Below are 17362 nucleotides of genomic sequence, written 5' to 3' on the forward strand. Positions count from 1 at the left end.
ATCACCGTAGCTCGCTACGCTTCTGAAATTCGCATTGTAAATCAGTTATTTAAGAAATTTTGAGCTTTGTAATTTTAATCGAACTCAGGTTAATAAGAAATTCACTTGATCATTAGCTTTTTAGAGCAGGACCTTTCTATCACTAAAACAGGCGTACACCTAACCTTACTGAAAAGCGGTTGTAGCTTATCTTTCGCTTAACATGGCTCACCATCCAGTCGCTTCGTGTGAACTCAAACTCATGATATCTGTACCCAATGGCTACAAATACATTGTAATTATGCCGGCTGGGAAACAAATAGCCCACCTCTGTATTGAAGAAAGCACCTCCTTTGGTATCTGTAATTTCCATATCCATAAACTCCATATCTTCCAGAGCTATTGCATAACCAGGTGCCAGGCTCCAGTAATAGGCTGCTTTTTTCCGTTGAGGTAGCATTAGTTTCAGCTTGGGCCCGAGTGGTAATACCATTACATCAAACCATTCCAGTCCTGTTACAAGTCCCATTGATAGGTTTTGGTTGAGTTGATAATGGTGCTCCATCCAGAATGATGTAATATGAGGTTGCTCGTCGCCTGATGAGCCTATAAGCATACCAATGGATGTATAGTTAAAGTAACCTTTGGTTTTGTTAGCAAGCGTGTTATCGTCCTGGGCGAATACAATGGTAACCAGGAACAAGCTAAAAAGGGTGATATGTTTTTTCATAGGTGTGGTTTTAAGAGATAGATTGATTTTTATTCGAATAGTTGCGTCATCTTTCAAATTAATCCTACGCAACCATTCATTAAAATCTGCATCTAATGTTATGACAGAATGAGGATTACCATTGTTCTCAATATTTAAAAACCCGATACTATGAAAAAAATCAGACCCCTGTTCATCGCTTTAACCATTGGTTTAAGCTGCTTTTCCTGTAGCGATAAGATTGAAGAAACTTACCTTGTAAACACTCCTGAGTATTTAAGTTATGAAGACTTAAGGGCCTCCTATACCATGAAAAGTGCTCAGTCTATTTATCAACCAGGTAAGATTTATTTTAAGGACCAGTTCATTTTCATTAATGAGTATCAAAAAGGTATTCATATTATTGATAATTCTCAGCCTGAACAGCCGCAGAAATTGTCTTTTCTGGAGATACCCGGAAACATTGATATGGCCATCAAAGGCACCATGCTATATGCCGATAGTTATATTGATTTGGTAACACTCGACATCAGTGATATCAACAATGTTGTTGAGGTGGATAGAGATGAAGATGTATTTCCATACATCATTCCTGCATTTAACGAAGGCATCGTTTCCGAGGTCGACGAATCGAAAGGGGTTATTGTGGGGTATAGTGTAAGTGCCGAAACGGTGAAAGTGAAAAGAGATGAGCTAATGTATGGTACATTTCCGATGTGGGAATCGACTTTTTTTACTGCTGATGCTTTATCATCAGCCAAGGTTAACGGAGGTGGAAGTGGCACTGGTGGATCCATGGCACGATTTACGATATATGATGATTATCTGTATGCAATAGATAAGGCATCGTTACACCTGTTTGATATATCTGTTAATTCCAATCCTTCATTTACGAAGCAAATACCTATTAGCTGGCAAATAGAAACCTTGTTCCCTTATAATAAAAACCTGTTTATTGGTGCCCAGAGAGGTATGTTTATTTACAGTTTGCAGAATCCGGCTAATCCGGAGTTTATCTCAGAATTCAGGCATGCAACGGCTTGCGACCCGGTGGTTGTGGAAGGTGACTATGCCTACGTTACCCTGCGTGGTGGCAATTTGTGCGGAGCCATCGAAAGTCAGTTAAACGTAATTGATATCAGCACGCTAGAATATCCAGAAATGGTTGAAGCGTATGCCATGAAAGAACCCTACGGATTGGGCATAGATAATGGTTTGTTATTTATATGCGATGGCAGTGCTGGTTTAAAGGTGTACGATGCCAATGATCCTTATGCGATTGACGATCATTTGGTAGCTCACTATCCGGATATCAATGCTTTTGATGTGATTCCTTTGGGCAATATTTTGCTGATGATTGGAGAGGATGGTTTATACCAGTACGACTATTCATCTGTTGATCAGATTAAACTGCTAAGCCATATTGCGATAAATTAGTTCTGTCACAACTAAACATACTAACTATATTAAAAGGAGCTGTTTCATCATTGAGACAGCTTTTTTTTACATATGTTACCCCAAGGTCTGACTCAAACTGGCTATTATTGCATTTTTTGTAAATTGCGCATTAAGACTAAACTAACAGCATATCTGAATGAAGAAATTAGCATTGCATTGGAAAATAATTATCGGTTTGTTTTTAGGGATTATCTGGGCTATTCTCTCAGGCTTTTTCGGGTGGAGTGAGTTTACCACTAACTGGCTGGCTCCCTGGGGACGTATTTTTATTAATCTGCTGAAACTGATAGCCATTCCTTTAGTGCTGTTTTCTATTATTGGCGGTATTGTTGGATTGGGCGATCCAAAGCACCTTGGACGTATGGGGATAAGAACCCTGGTACTGTATTTGAGCACTACTGTTATTGCTGTTTCGCTGGGTTTGCTTATAGTTAATGTAGCTAAACCCGGCACCTGGATGGATGAAACGGTGCGGAAAGAAAATCGTATTGCCTATGAGCTTTGGGCCCAACAAGAAGGGGAGGAAGTGCATGATGATATCAATATGCTGGCCGATCCGGTTAATAGTGAATTAATTGCAGAAGTGGCTAAGCGCAGAGGTTTTGACGAAGATGAGAATGTGCAATCTCGGCTCAAACAGGTCGAAAGCCAAAAAGATAGCGGACCATTAACTTTTATTGAAGACATGGTGCCTGATAATGTGTTTAAAGCTATGACTGACAATGGGAGCATGCTCAAGGTCATCTTTTTTGCTCTGTCCTTTGGTATTGCCTTGCTATTTGTACCCAATGACAAGGCACAGCCGGTGATTGCGGTTGTCAATGGCTTAAGCGAAGTGTTTCTGAAAATGGTGGACCTGATAATGAAAGGCGCACCGTTTTTTGTGTTTGCTCTAATGGCCGGCATCGTGTCGGAAATGGCCGGTGATAACCCTGTGAAAATATTTGAACTGTTTAAAGGTCTTACCTGGTATTCATTATCGGTTTTAGGAGGTCTGCTGTTGATGGCTTTTGTGATTTATCCAACTGTGATGAAAGTGTTTGTAAAACGTCTGAGTTTTAAAGGTTTCTTAAAGGGCATCAGTCCGGCGCAAATGCTCGCGTTTTCTACCAGCTCCAGTGCAGCCACGTTGCCGGTTACATTAGAGTGTGTGGAAGAAAACCTCGAAGTAGATCCAAAAGTATCGAGCTTTGTGCTGCCCATTGGCGCTACTGTTAATATGGATGGTACCAGTTTGTATCAGGCGGTAGCAGTTATCTTTCTGGCACAAATGCACATGATTGAACTCGACCTGGCCCAGCAGTTGACTATCATATTAACGGCCACTTTGGCAAGTATTGGTTCGGCAGCCATCCCAAGTGCCGGATTGGTGATGCTGATGATAGTGCTGAGTTCAGTAGGATTGAACCCGGCATGGATTGGTATCATTTTACCCGTTGACCGTATTTTGGATATGGTGCGTACAGTAGTTAATGTGACGGGCGACGCGACAGTAGCCACAGTGATAGGAGAGGTGAGTGCTGGTGAAAATGGGGAGGTTGGCGTGTTTAATGATTGAATAATAGACAAGTCTATAAAATTATGAGAATTTCTATATGCTTCCTTCTGATTCTTTACACGCTAAGTTCATTTGCTAAGAATGATTCAATATACTGCTACTTTAATGAACAAAGCATTGTTTTAAAGAAAAATGATGTTTTAAATCTATATGGGAAACCTCTAATAAATGATAAAAAGGCGGGATGTTTTAAAGTTGATAATTCAAAAAAGTGGATTAAATATGGAAAGCTGTATTATGAAGATTTTTATATAGTTTATTATAAAACTTTAGCATTTCATAATTATATGAAGTTTTACCAAACGACTAATTCATTTATTTTCGAAGGTAATACCCTAAATGCTATTACCACTCTTGATGATGTATTAAGGTTTTACAAGAATAAAGAGGTTTTGGTCGATCACACTGTTTGTCAATTATTTTCTATTGACAATGAGTTTTACTTTGAGAATGGAGATAAGATAAATCATGTTATTATTGATTCAGAGATGTATGGAATGATTGAGTTGGTCTTCTATAGTAAAAAGTTGTATGCAATAATTATACATCCACAGGGAGTTTTGGAAGAACTAGAAAAATGGTTATAGCAAACATACAAGAGGTGAAGCGACAGTAGCCACAGTGATAGGTGAAACATCTTCCGAACAGTAGCAGGGAATTAATTAGCGGTAGATTGCTGATGTATGATCGGTTTTTTGCCTTTATTATGAACAGGTGCCCAATATTGGCTCGAATCAACTTTGTGTATCGGCGAAACGCTTTGGGTGTAATTGAGTGAATCAGTGGCAGACAATTCCACTTTTTCTCCATTTGATAGTATAAGGATAGCTTGGCGCTTGCCAGGTTTAATTTTATCCTTTAACTGAGTTTGGTCGTGCTGACCCTTTAATGTCAGTGTATAAACCAAGAATATCAGCAAAGGTAGACAGTAGCGTAGTTTTGCATTTTTTAAAGCTTGTTTCATTACGATTGTTGTTGGGTGAATTTTATACGAAACCTAACTGGTTTAATCAAAAGACACCCAATACAGCATAAGAGGTGACAAAGTATTTGTTATTGATTGTTAAATAGCTATTGATTTATTTTGTCAGTTTATAGTCGACCGGAATTTCGAGATGAAAGGAAGTGCCCTTATCTTTTTCTGATTCAAAATACAGCTTTCCTTTAAGTAAATGCGAAAGATTTTTGCTGATGGTTAATCCAAGTCCGCTTCCGTTAAAGTTGACAAGCTTATTGTCACTATCCTGCTCAAACTGGTTGAATAATCTATCATGTTTTGATTGGCATATGCCCAGTCCGGTGTCTTCAACAGTAAATTTGATTGAGTCACCAATTATTGTATAATTCAGATAAACATGGCCTTGTAGTGTAAACTTCAGTGCATTAAAAGTTATGTTGCTCAGTATTTGGTATAGCAGTACAATGTCTGAGTGAATCATTACAGATTCTTCTGGTTTGTTTAGTATTTTGAAATCTACACCGTTAGATGCCTTGAATGACAATGATGCCCGAATACGTTCCAATAAGCTATCAGGGCTAAATTTTGATAGCGACACCTTGGTGCTGTCTTCTTCAATCTTCGCTATATTAATGATGTTATTCAACAGGTTGAGTAAGGTGTGGCCGTTGTCATTGATGATATTGATGTATTCCTTTCTTTCCGCCATTTCCAGGTCGTCCTGCTCCAATAGCTCAGCAAAACCCAGAATGGCATTCATTGGGGTTCTTATTTCGTGACTCAGATGAGTTACGTATGAGGTTTTAATCCTTTCAGAATGAAGTGCCTCATTACGTTGATTGATGACCAGATTTTTAATGTAAATAATAAGAGGTATCTCAAAAATGATAAAAATGAGACATACCATCAGTATATCCAATACTCGCTGAATCTCACTCGGGTAATAGGTGATTATTCCGGGAAAATAGGCTTCGATGAGTAACAAACCCGGTACATTAATGCCAATAATCAGGTAGGCATACTTTAGTAAATTGTTGTTTAACAAAAAGGTAAGTAAGGGCACAAAGGCCAGTATGTAAAACAATGTTGGTCCTGAGCTGCCGGCTGTCTCCAGCCACAAAAAGTTGATCATTAAAACGACAAATGCAAGGTATAAACGTTTACCAATTCGAAATTTTCTCTTTATGCGTGCCACCCAGTATATGAATGTAACAATTAAGGATGAAGCAAAATTGGAATATATTACACTCATCGGGAGACCCAGGAAAGGATTGAATATGGCAGAGATAACTATTAAACACAGTGTTATATGGAGCATGTGTATAAGCACCAACTCCTGAATTGTGTACTCATCTGGCTTAATTAAAACCAGTTCTTTAATTCTGTTAATATACTGCTTTCCCAACATCCCGACTCTTTCCTTTTCTGTATGGCATTACGAAAAAGTCAGGAGAAAGTTATAAAAAATAACGTATTGTATTAGTGCTTTTGTGAGATTGGAGTTATGGTTCAGATTAGTAGGCGTTTAATTGTTGAATTTCTTAATGTAAATCCAGAGTCCGGATAACAAAAGCGCGATAGTAGTTAATCCAATAATTGGTACAATGAGAATATAAAATGAACCAATTAAATCCTGGAAGATTCTGCCTGTATGTATTTCTAATGCCGTATTCCAGAGTGATACAGGTGAAGCATTTTTGATAGATTCCTGCATCGGAGAGAAATAACCATCACGGGTTAATGTTTGAGCCCCGCTGTTGTAGTCGAAATATACTTCTTGAGTGCCATCCTGGTAATAGCCTGTGGCCATATGTGTACCTATTGGGCGCGACATGCCTGTATTGGCCTTATGTGGCTGTCTGGTTATATAGTTGAAACAACTGTTATCAAACGGATTCCACAAATAAAGTCCGCTAAAGGAACCAATTAAGTAGTGCTCTTCACTTTTTTGCTCAAACACATTAATGCCCATCACCGATACAGGAGGTTGATTTGGTACTTTAACCATCTCGGCAAAATCAGCTGTTAAAGCATACATGCCGTTAGAAGTAGACACAAAGAAGACCTCATACTTTTGGTTATATCTGATGGCCCTAAGTTGGTCGTACCAGGCATTAGGCGAATCAAGTACGGTAAAAGGAATGCTTTTAACCTGTGCATTGGCAATGGCAATTAATAGCGGTGGACGCAGAAATATACCGGTAAATGTTGTAAAAACTAACAGTATAATAGCATAGTAGCCAATCTTATTATGCCATTTTACCGAAAAACGAAACAGTTGCTTATGCTTGCTGGCTGATCTTTGCCTTTTCTTTCTCTGTTTAATCAGAGATGGCGAAAGAAACCAGATAATACCTGTTACTGAAAGGAAAATAATGATGATGGCGATAATATCCACGATGATTTTTCCACTAAAACCAAGCACTTCACCACTGTGGAGTAGCCAGATGGTTTTGAACAGGCTGCTTTTACCATCAAAATCATTTGGTGCAGGAAGTTGCATTAATTGATAGGAATTGCTTGTTAAATCAAACTTAGCAAGCTCACTTCTTGTCAGTACAAGCAGTTGTTGCTTGTGTTCAATTAAATCAGTAATGTGCTCGTTTTCTATATCCAGCGAGATGCAGTTCCACTGATTGTTGTGGAACTCATAGAGCCCAAACAGGGTGCCGGCAAATAAACGTTGGTTGTTCGTTAGCAGCATGCTGGTCACTTTCCGGTTATCAATTCCCTTATCAAAGCCCTGATTGAAATCTGTCCATTCATTGGTGGCTGATGATAAGGCCCAGCAACCAATGTTGCCATAAAAGATACTTTGGGTACTGTCGAGCTTTATACTTCCCTTAATGGCCGCATTGTTCCAATTATCGTATTGGTAACTCTCTGACAGGTATTGCCGCGGAATATCAATAGAGCTGATAGCTTGCCTGTGGTTTAATAAAATGCCTGAAAAAGAAAACAGGATGAGAAAAAAGCAAAGGATGATGCCCGCCCATTTGTGGTATTTGCGCCAGAATTTCATGGCTACGAAAATAGAAACATTTAAGTAATTGTTTGCCTGTTAGTGAAAAATCCCTACAATTCGGGATGAATTGCAGGGATTTATCAATTGCTAATACCGCTTTTTCATATTCTGTCGCTTCATATCACGTACCAGCCTCGACAGATCCTTCCCTTTGCGCTTTTTATCTTGTTGGGTGGCCGAATAATGCTCAGCTTCTTTTCTCAGTTTCAGGTAACTCTCGTAAAGATCATATTGCAATTGTCCACTCTCAAGAGCTTTTAGTACGGCACAATCCGGTTCATCGGTGTGTGTACAGTCCTGAAAGCGGCATTGTACCGTCAGTTGCTGTATTTCCGAGAATGTCAGTTCTACCGCATTTACTTCACTCATAGCCAAACCGAATTCCCGTACGCCAGCTGTGTCAATCATCAGGCTTCCATTGGGCAATGCAAATAACTCCCGGTTAGTGGTGGTGTGCCGGCCTTTGCCAACAGCGTCACTAATGGTGTTGGTTTTTTGCATCTGAGCCCCCATCAGGCTGTTGAGTAATGTGCTTTTACCTGCGCCCGATGAACCAATCATTATGTAGGTGTGCTCAGGAATCATCAATTTCACTATGGCTTCGACGCCTTCGTTTAACAGAGCGCTAATCAGCATCACCCTTGTGTTAGGGAGGTTGTGACTTATTTCAGTAGTTTTATCCGCCACCTCAGTAGATATATCAGCCTTATTCAAAAGTATGATGGTTTCAATTCCGGCATCGTTCAGTACGGTCACCATACGTTCAAGTCTCCTGGGATTATAATCCTGATCGAGTCCCTGAACGATGAATGCCAGGTCAATATTTGCAGCAAATAGTTGCTTATCGGTTTTTCGGCCGGCTTCTTTGCGTCCCAACTCGCTGTAACGTTCCATCACACTTGTTATGATGCAGCTGGTTTCGTAGGGCATTATCTGCACCCAGTCGCCTGTATGGGGCAGGGCTTCTTTCGTGCTCGAATAAAGGAGTTGCCCGGTTGTTTCACCGCTAATAATACCGGTTGAAGTAACTACTTCATAATTGGTTTTGTTAACGCTTTTGATTCGGCCAATGGTATCTTCAGTTAAATTGTTGGCGTGCTTTTGGCAGTAGTGTTGCCATCCGTATTGTTGTAATATGCTAGTCATTGTTTATCTGATAATCGTAAGTTTTAAATCAAATTTTAAAAATGTGTGGATACACCAAAGACAGGCCGACCGGAAAGGTCGAAGATGAGAATTTGTAAAGACTTGCCTGTCTTTACTTTACCAGATACGAAACAACTTGTGTCATAAGCTGCAAATATAGCCTATTTTTTACAGAAAGGCCTAAAAATCCCAACAAATGGTGATTGCACGGCACTTGGCTGAGCGCTATTTTTGTACCGGTTATTAATGAAGTCATATTATTACAAGCGATTTTAAATTATTGGTTATTAAAAATCCCAAAAAGTTCTTCAGCCAGGAACTAGTTGGGATTTTTCTGTATTAAGGAGTTTCTTAATTAAAAGCTGTTTTACTTAAACTGTGTTTTCTGAAACCATTTTTCGCTAAAAGTTAGTCCAACACGTATGGTATTAAACTGCTCGTTGATTAAGCCATTTGATGTAGTTCCGGAGTGTTTATATTCATAGGCCAGATTGACTCTCGATTTTCCACGCAACGGAATTGTTAAACCGGCCGTGATACCCTTTGAGTCAATATCCTGTTTTAGTACTGAGTAATACTCCTGATTATAAAATGTCCCAATACGGTAGTGCAGGCGTTTAAAAAACGAATCATAATACCTTGTTGATGCATATTGTAAACCTAGGTTTCCCCCATAGGTGTCGCGGGGTGAGCCATATGATATAGATAGGTCAGATTCGGCCCAGTTGTTATAGCGAAAATCACCGACGATTGTCAATCCTTTATGTGTTTGATAAGCAAGACCGAATTGATAACCCATAGGTATTGAGAAGTTGCGCGTGTTGCCCGAGTTTGAGCTTAGGTCAGATGTGACATCGTTGTAAATGCGATGCGTATAATGAGAGTTGAGTTCGGTTGAGAAATTGGCTGTCGCGGCCAGTGAAAACATATTTTGTCCGATAGATTGATGCCACTGGAAACCATAATCGAACATAAGGGTTGAAAAATGGTAGTTACGTTCATTGTAAATCGTTTCACCAATAATGGACGGATAATATGATACTTCGGTAATATCACTTGAACCCCATAGGTAGGATGTGCTGACTCCCACTGATAATCCCTTAAAAATTCGGAATCCATTGTGCCAGGCTATCTGATTTAAGCCGCCCTTTCCATTGTATTCAACCGGATATTTGTCAATGGTGCCCAGTATGTACTTTTCGGTATTAACACTATAACCAATGCTCGAATAGGGGGATAAGCTAAATCCCATACCCCAGTTTTTGCCAGCCCTGAATCCAATGCTGATGGCTTCATAGTTGCTGTCCACATTTCGCTGTTGGTCGTTGCTGGTCTCGTAATTAGCAAATGATAAGCGGCCCTGGATGTTAAAAATCAGGTTAGTGCTATCCAATGAACTATACGATGCCGGATTGAGGTTATTCAAGAACCCATCGGATGATAAGGCTACTCCGGCGTGCCCCATTCCGGCTGAAGTAACATCAGCTTTCGACTCAAGTATGCCAATACCAAACCGGGAGTAGGGTGAAGATGTATTGTTTTGTGCTGTTAAGCCGAGTGTCAGCGCCAAAAGTAATAGGGCTAATGTGAGTTTATTCTGTGTCATAGTAATAATAGTATAGCAGAAGTTCTGAAGGATTATTGCCTGATGTTTTTCCATTGGCTGCTAACCACGAATAAGAGCTGCCGACATTATCGGGCAGGGTAATTACCAGGCCGCGGTCAATGTCAACAACCGGTTCAAGCAAGCGTGAGTTAAGGTAGTAGGTGATATCAAAGGTATAATAGGTATCCTCCTGATAGATGTAATCAATGACTAAGCTGCTGCTAAGGGTGTTGCCATTCGAATCGCTCAGGTAACCCCAAATTTCGTTGGCCCGGTATATATCGCCTATATACAACGTAGGTGGCAGATCTTTGATGGTCATTACCTCCATGTTGGGTTTAATTCTCAATTCGGCTTTAACAATATGACCCTGCGCCTTAAGCTCAAGTAAATTATTAATGGTAGGAAAATCAATTCTGAATTGTAAACCTGACCCATTCTGCAGCACCGTCATATTATCTGCGTTTTGTTCTCTTAATAAAGTCTTTCGATTATCCAACTGGTTATACTTAACGGTTTTATCATTGGAGTAAAAGTGGTTAAACTGGGTTAGGGTGCCATCTATGCCTAACTCATCAACTATTTCCTCTTTTTCAATGCCTACCTTATGCGAATAGAATCTGAATATGGCCGACTCATCACCACTCGAATAGCCAATGGCCGATCTGGTTGTGTTAGTGTCGCAGGTAAATGCCAGTCCTTTAAACTGTTCCTTGAACAAGGTTGATTTATCGGTGTGGTTTTTGTATTCGTTTACAAAGTCGATAATTTCCTTGGCAAAGCTATCGTTTAAACGTATGGTAAGCTCGTTACCTTTCCCAGGAGAGGGGTGAAAGCTTTTGCTGGCAATAGGCATTTCATCGTAACTAAACGAGTTGGTACTGTAATAATAGCCGTCATCGCTGCTTATTGTTTCATTGACACGATGAACGTGATACTCTGCATCAGCAATGGTGTCACCAATATAATAGCCATTGGGTTTGAGCACCACCAGCAAGCTGTCAAAAACCTGTTTTTCGGTGTCCCAGCTTAAATCATTGGGATAACTCATGGTGAAGTAGGATTTGGCTTCCTGGCCTCCTAATAGTTTATGGTGTATGTGCCCGATTAGGGCACTGCCTGTTGATGAACTGACTACCGAATCGGAACGAAAGGTGGACATCTGAATCGTTACTGTATCAATTAGTGCCGTATACGAATCTGAGCCTATAAAATCGTCTCTTAAATCAAGTTCGCCTTGCTGGCAGGAAGCCAGACCAACTATAAGAATACTAATTAAAGCAGTATGCTTGTAAATAGTGTTTTGATGTAGTATGTGCATATGATGATTTCCATTACAATTGAGCCACAAATTAAGATACTGCCTCAGTCAACTTTAAATTTTATCAATATTGAAGAAGAGGAATTCAACTAATGGCACTTTCACATCATCAAATGGAAATACAGAACAGATTATCTCTTTTAAAACCGCTGATTTAAGATATCTGACCGAAAGGTGAAAAATACGGTGCGTTAATCGAATTGTTTGTAATGAACCAACTGATGGCAGTTAGATTTGAGCGAATTTTAAATACGTACCAATGAATAATATAAGCCAAGTAAGTTTTTTAATGATTGTTGCCATTTGTTTATCTATAACCGCCTGTTCATCGAGTGATGACGAGGACGATTTAATGGGTAACTGGACTGAACGGGGAGCGTTTGAAGGTGTTCCGCGCACTGGAGCCGTTAGTTTTGTTATTGGCGACTATGCCTATGTTGGAACAGGTTATGACGGCGTGGAAGATGAACGTTTACAGGATTTCTGGCGCTATGATGCCCAAAGGGATTTTTGGACGCAGGTGGCTCCCTTTGAAGGTGTGGCCCGCAATGGCGCTGTAGCCTTTGCTGCCGAAGGCAAAGGATATGTGACTACGGGTTATGATGGTCGTGACCGACTAAAAGATACCTGGGAGTATGATGCAGCATCGAATAGCTGGATGCAAAAAGCTGATTTTCCAGCTGAAGCACGTTATGGTGCAGTTGCATTTTCGCTCGACAATAAAGGTTATGTGGGAACCGGATATGCTGGCAACCTGATGAAGGATTTTTGGATGTATTCGCCTCAATCTGATACGTGGGAGCAGACAGTTAGTATTGGTGGTAAAAAACGACGCGATGCAGTGGCCTTTGTTATTGACAATAAAGCATACGTCTGTACAGGGTCCGATAATGGGCAATACCTCGAAGACATGTGGGAATACGAGGCAGTATCGGGCGAATGGACCGAAAAGCGCAGTATTGGGAACGATACCAATGAAGACGAAAGCTACGACGATGATTACAACATTGTGGCGATTAATGCAACAGCCTTTTCCATTAACGGACTGGGGTATATTACCACCGGCGGTCCGGGTGCACCTGGCAACCTGACCTGGGAATACAATCCTGATTCGGATATCTGGCTGCAAAGAAGCAATTTCGATGGTTCACCACGTTACAATGCAGTTGCTTTTGTAGTTGACAATCAACCATACGTTGTGGGAGGTAACAGTGGTGGCTATTATTTTGATGACGTGTGGACATTTAACCCATATGAAGAGCAGGAATAATGATTAAATTAAGAATGTGTAATAGTTTAACAGTGCGCCATCGTTTAAGGTGGTGCATTGCTTTTTTGCTTTTGCTCACTGTTGGGGTTTATTTTCACGAGTCAGCCTCGGCATATACCTATGCTGTTTATGAGTGCGAAGGAGGCTATGGTTATCGCATCAGCAAAAACGAAAAAGTACTGATACAACAGAATTTTGTTCCAACGCGGGAAGGATATCAGGCCTTTGAACACAAGCAGCAGGCGAAGAAAGCGGCCCGGTTGGTGATTGCTAAGCTGAAGAACAAACAAACACCCGCCTTATCTTCACAAGAGGTTGATAGTATCCTCGAAAAGTAGGTTTTAACTATTACTGGAAACAATATGAATTGAGATAATGATGATTTAAGCAAAGTCCATATTCAAAACAACCTTATCTTTGACTTTAATTGAAAATCTTTTCGCATCTTTATGCGCAATTTGTCAATTAAGGTGAATCAGAAAACAAAAATAGAAGCGCAATATTTTAAACTCATCGGTGTAACGCTGCTGATGACGGCTGCGTGTGTGTCTGATTCTGGTGCCAGAAAATCACTGTTTTTTGACAATATTGATGTTCGTGAGATAATTCTTGAGCAATTTCAACTGCTGTCTACAAGTCACTGGCAAGAAGTCATTGACTGGGAAAATGCCATTGACGAATCTCGCGAATTACCTGCAAACTATCAGGCACTGCCAGTGAAGGTAGCCTATAGTGTTGTAAAGAGCAGCCAGTCGTTGCCCGATTTGAATGATGAAGCTGAGACTACTTCTGCAGACCATCTTTCTTTGGGGCTGCGAAATATTGCAGATACGTATTCCAGGTATGAACATACGCTGGGTATCATCGATCGCAATAAGTATTCTTTGATTACCAGGGCAGGACCTCTTGCCTGATTCCTTCCGCATTTTTATTTGAGACGACATATATCGTTGTCTCATATCGTTATTTTTAAAACTCTATAAAACAATAATATGGCAATTAGTGGTTTGATTTCCAAACTGTTTGGAAACAAGTACGACAGAGATATGAAAGAGGTGGAGCCTTTCGTAAAGAAGATTAAAGAGGTGTATCCACAAATTGAGAAACTTTCACATGATGAACTTCGACAGAAGTCAACCGAGTTGCGTCAGCGCATTCAGGATGCAGTAAAAGCTGATGAAGAACAGATTAAGTCATTGCGCGCAAAAACAGAGGATGGCAATGTAACTGTTGGAGAAAAAGAGAAGATTTATAAGGAAATCGATAAGATTGAAAAAGACATTACTGAGAAGCTTGAAAAGGCTTTAACAGATGCTTTGCCAGAGGCATTTTCGATTGTTAAAGATACTGCACGTCGTTTGTCTCAGAATCAATCAATAGAGGTGACAGCTACGCAATTCGACCGTGATTTATCGGCCACAAAAGATTTTGTGGAGATAAGTGGCGATAAGGCCACCTACTATAATTCGTGGTCAGCCGGTGGTAATGAAATTACCTGGGATATGGTACATTACGATGTACAGCTGATTGGTGGTGTTGTTCTTCACAGCGGTAAAATTGCTGAGATGGCAACAGGTGAAGGTAAAACATTGGTGGCAACACTGCCTGTGTTCCTGAATGCATTAGCTGGTCGTGGTGTGCACGTGGTAACCGTTAACGACTACCTGGCCAAGCGTGACTCGGAATGGATGGGGCCTTTGTATCAATTCCATGGCCTGTCGGTGGATTGTATTGATAAGCACCGACCCAACTCGCCTGAGCGCCGTGCAGCTTACAAAGCGGATATTACTTTTGGTACCAACAATGAGTTTGGTTTCGATTACCTGCGCGACAACATGGCTATTTCGCCTGATGATTTGGTGCAACGCAAGCACAACTATGCCATCGTCGATGAGGTCGATTCGGTGTTGATTGATGATGCTCGTACGCCACTGATTATTTCGGGTCCTGTGCCTAAAGGTGACGATCAGTTGTTTGGTGAACTGAAGCCAAAAATTGAGAAGATTGTTGAAGCACAAAGGAAGCTGGTAACTGGGGTATTGGCTGAGGCAAAGCAGAAAATGAAGTCTGACAATAAAAAAGAGCAGGAAGAAGGTTCGTTGATGTTATTGCGTGCTTTTAAAGGATTACCTAAGAATAAAGCCATTATCAAGTTCTTGAGTGAGCAGGGTGTGAAGGCCAGCATGCTAAAGACAGAGAATTTCTACATGCAGGAGAACAGCAAAAATATGCATGTGGTGACCGACCCGCTTTATTTTGTGATTGATGAAAAAAATAATTCCATTGAGCTGACTGATAAAGGGCTCGATTTGATTACCGGTTCGGCCGAGGATCCTAACTTCTTCGTTTTACCCGATGTAGGTTCTGAGATTGCTACTCTGGAGAAAGAGACAATGCCTGAAGAAGAGCGCACTAAGAAGAAGGATGAGATTCTGCAGAACTTCTCCATTAAGTCGGAGCGTGTTCATACCATTAACCAGCTGTTAAAAGCTTATACATTATTCGAAAAAGATGTGGAGTATGTGGTGATGGACAACAAGGTGAAGATTGTGGATGAGCAGACCGGTCGTATCATGGAAGGTCGTCGTTACTCCGATGGATTGCACCAGGCCATTGAAGCCAAAGAGCGCGTAACAGTTGAGGCGGCTACACAAACATATGCTACCATTACCTTGCAGAACTATTTCCGTATGTACAATAAGCTGTCGGGTATGACCGGTACAGCCGAAACAGAAGCAGGCGAGCTTTGGGATATCTACGAGTTGGATGTGGTGGTGATTCCGACCAACCGTCCTATTCAGCGTAACGATATGGAAGATATCGTTTATAAGACCAAACGTGAGAAATACAATGCGGTGAGTGAAGAAATTATTCGCTTAGTTGAGCAGGGACGTCCCGTATTGGTAGGTACTACATCAGTTGAGGTGTCTGAATTATTAAGCCGTACGCTAAAAATGCGTGGTATTAAGCACAATGTACTGAATGCGAAATTGCACCAGCGCGAAGCAGAAATTGTTGCTGAAGCAGGTGCGGCTGGTATTGTAACAATTGCTACCAACATGGCAGGTCGTGGTACTGATATTAAGTTGACGCCAGAAGTAAAAGCTGCCGGTGGTTTGGCCATTATTGGTACAGAGCGTCACGAATCACGTCGTGTCGACCGTCAGTTACGTGGTCGTGCAGGTCGTCAGGGTGACCCGGGTTCTTCGCAGTTCTTTGTTTCGCTGGAAGATGACTTGATGCGTCTGTTCGGTTCTGATCGTATTGTGAAATACATGGACCGCCTGGGGCTTGAAGATGGTGAGATGATTCAGCACAGTATGATTACCAAGTCCATTGAGCGTGCGCAGAAAAAAGTGGAAGAGAACAACTTTGGTATTCGTAAGCGACTGCTGGAGTATGATGATGTGATGAACTCACAACGCGAGGTGATTTATACCAAGCGCCGTCATGCCTTGCATGGTGAACGTATCCAGGTTGATATTTCCAATATGATGATGGATACATGTGGCGATGTGGTAGCTGAATACCAGGAAGCAGGAGACTTTGAAGGTTTCAAATTAGAGCTGATTCGCATTTTCTCTGCCCAGTCGCCATTTACCGAAGAGGAGTTTCTGAAAGGGCGTGCTGATGAATTGTCGGATAAGCTTTTTGCTAAGATGTGGGAGGCTTATAAGCGCAAAAATGAAATGATTGCTAAGCAGGCTCATCCGGTAATTAAAGATGTGTATGAGACCAAGTCAGAGATGTACAAGAATATTGTAGTACCTATCAGCGATGGTCAGAAAGTATATAACATCACCACTAACCTAAAGAAGGCCTATGAGACTGAGTCGGTTGAGCTGGTTCGCTCATTTGAAAAAGCTTCGATGCTGGTTACTATTGATGATGCGTGGAAAGAGCACCTACGTGAGTTGGATGATTTGCGTCAGGCAGTGCAGAATGCTACCTACGAGCAGAAGGATCCATTATTGATTTACAAGTTTGAGTCGTTCAACCTGTTTAAGTCAATGATTGGTGATAACAATAAGGCAGTGGTGTCATTGCTTTCGAAGGGACATATTCCTATTCAGAATGCTGATGGTGTGCAGGAAGCACAGGAGCGCAAGCGTCAGGATTATAGTAAGATGCAGACCCGTAAAGATGAGTTTAGCAGAGGTGGTGGTTCGGGTGATGGCGAGCAGAAAAGGCCTGAGAGAGTGGAGCCCGTGCGTGTTGAAAAGAAAGTGGGACGCAATGAGCCTTGTCCTTGTGGTAGTGGCAAAAAATATAAGCAGTGCCACGGTAAAGGATTGTAGATTTAAAGCTTTTTAGTGCGTAGTGCCTTGTGTA

At 41.0% G+C, this 17362-nt stretch carries 14 protein-coding genes; 7 read left to right on the forward strand and 7 right to left on the reverse strand.

From position 1 onward, the window contains the following. Positions 1-142 precede the first annotated feature (142 nt). Positions 143-709 (reverse strand): hypothetical protein, encoded by a 567-nt coding sequence (locus tag KDU71_RS20520; protein WP_212192990.1) that lies wholly within the window; start codon positions 707-709, stop codon positions 143-145. A gap of 150 nt (positions 710-859) precedes the next feature. Between KDU71_RS20520 and KDU71_RS20525 the strand changes: the two genes are divergently transcribed. The 3 genes from KDU71_RS20525 (at position 860) to KDU71_RS20535 (ending at position 4291) form a co-directional block, all read left to right on the forward strand. Beyond that, positions 860-2125: an LVIVD repeat-containing protein gene (locus KDU71_RS20525; RefSeq protein WP_212192991.1), complete on the forward strand. Its 1266-nt coding sequence runs from the start codon at positions 860-862 to the stop codon at positions 2123-2125. 157 nt (positions 2126-2282) lie between these two features. Next, entirely contained in the window at positions 2283-3704 is a 1422-nt protein-coding gene (locus KDU71_RS20530) for a dicarboxylate/amino acid:cation symporter (protein WP_212192992.1), read from the forward strand. Between the two features lie 23 nt (positions 3705-3727). Next, positions 3728-4291, forward strand: coding sequence for a hypothetical protein (locus KDU71_RS20535; RefSeq protein WP_212192993.1), 564 nt, complete (start codon positions 3728-3730; stop codon positions 4289-4291). Between the two features lie 71 nt (positions 4292-4362). Here KDU71_RS20535 and KDU71_RS20540 read toward each other — a convergent pair whose 3' ends face one another. From KDU71_RS20540 to KDU71_RS20565, 6 genes are all read right to left on the reverse strand, one after another. Beyond that, complete coding sequence (locus tag KDU71_RS20540) at positions 4363-4668, reverse strand: hypothetical protein (RefSeq protein ID WP_212192994.1); 306 nt, start codon at positions 4666-4668, stop codon at positions 4363-4365. A gap of 115 nt (positions 4669-4783) precedes the next feature. After that, on the reverse strand, positions 4784-5794 hold the full coding sequence (locus tag KDU71_RS20545; RefSeq protein WP_212192995.1) for a sensor histidine kinase: 1011 nt from the start codon (positions 5792-5794) through the stop codon (positions 4784-4786). 393 nt (positions 5795-6187) lie between these two features. Next, entirely contained in the window at positions 6188-7684 is a 1497-nt protein-coding gene (locus KDU71_RS20550; protein WP_212192996.1) for a PepSY-associated TM helix domain-containing protein, read from the reverse strand. Positions 7685-7774: 90 nt separating this feature from the next. After that, positions 7775-8833, reverse strand: a complete 1059-nt coding sequence (gene rsgA, locus KDU71_RS20555) for a ribosome small subunit-dependent GTPase A (protein WP_212192997.1) — start codon at positions 8831-8833, stop codon at positions 7775-7777. 367 nt (positions 8834-9200) lie between these two features. Beyond that, positions 9201-10439 (reverse strand): PorV/PorQ family protein, encoded by a 1239-nt coding sequence (locus KDU71_RS20560; RefSeq protein WP_212192998.1) that lies wholly within the window; start codon positions 10437-10439, stop codon positions 9201-9203. Beyond that, positions 10426-11760, reverse strand: coding sequence for a DUF4270 family protein (locus KDU71_RS20565; RefSeq protein WP_212192999.1), 1335 nt, complete (start codon positions 11758-11760; stop codon positions 10426-10428). Before KDU71_RS20565 ends, KDU71_RS20560 begins: the two co-directional genes overlap by 14 nt. A 259-nt stretch (positions 11761-12019) precedes the next feature. Between KDU71_RS20565 and KDU71_RS20570 the strand changes: the two genes are divergently transcribed. The 4 genes from KDU71_RS20570 to secA all read left to right on the forward strand — a co-directional run bounded on the left by KDU71_RS20570 (position 12020) and on the right by secA (position 17328). Continuing rightward, entirely contained in the window at positions 12020-13030 is a 1011-nt protein-coding gene (locus tag KDU71_RS20570) for a Kelch repeat-containing protein (protein WP_212193000.1), read from the forward strand. Next, positions 13030-13368: a DUF4907 domain-containing protein gene (locus KDU71_RS20575; protein ID WP_212193001.1), complete on the forward strand. Its 339-nt coding sequence runs from the start codon at positions 13030-13032 to the stop codon at positions 13366-13368. Before KDU71_RS20570 ends, KDU71_RS20575 begins: the two co-directional genes overlap by 1 nt. Positions 13369-13479: 111 nt before the next feature. Then, a complete protein-coding gene (locus tag KDU71_RS20580; RefSeq protein ID WP_212193002.1) occupies positions 13480-13944 on the forward strand; it encodes a hypothetical protein in 465 nt (154 codons plus the stop codon). 78 nt (positions 13945-14022) lie between these two features. Beyond that, on the forward strand, positions 14023-17328 hold the full coding sequence (gene secA / locus KDU71_RS20585) for a preprotein translocase subunit SecA (RefSeq protein ID WP_212193003.1): 3306 nt from the start codon (positions 14023-14025) through the stop codon (positions 17326-17328). Positions 17329-17362 lie beyond the last annotated feature (34 nt).

Origin of the sequence: Carboxylicivirga sediminis (assembly GCF_018156225.1) — a bacterium.
GTDB classification, from domain to species: Bacteria; Bacteroidota; Bacteroidia; order Bacteroidales; family Marinilabiliaceae; genus Carboxylicivirga; species Carboxylicivirga sediminis.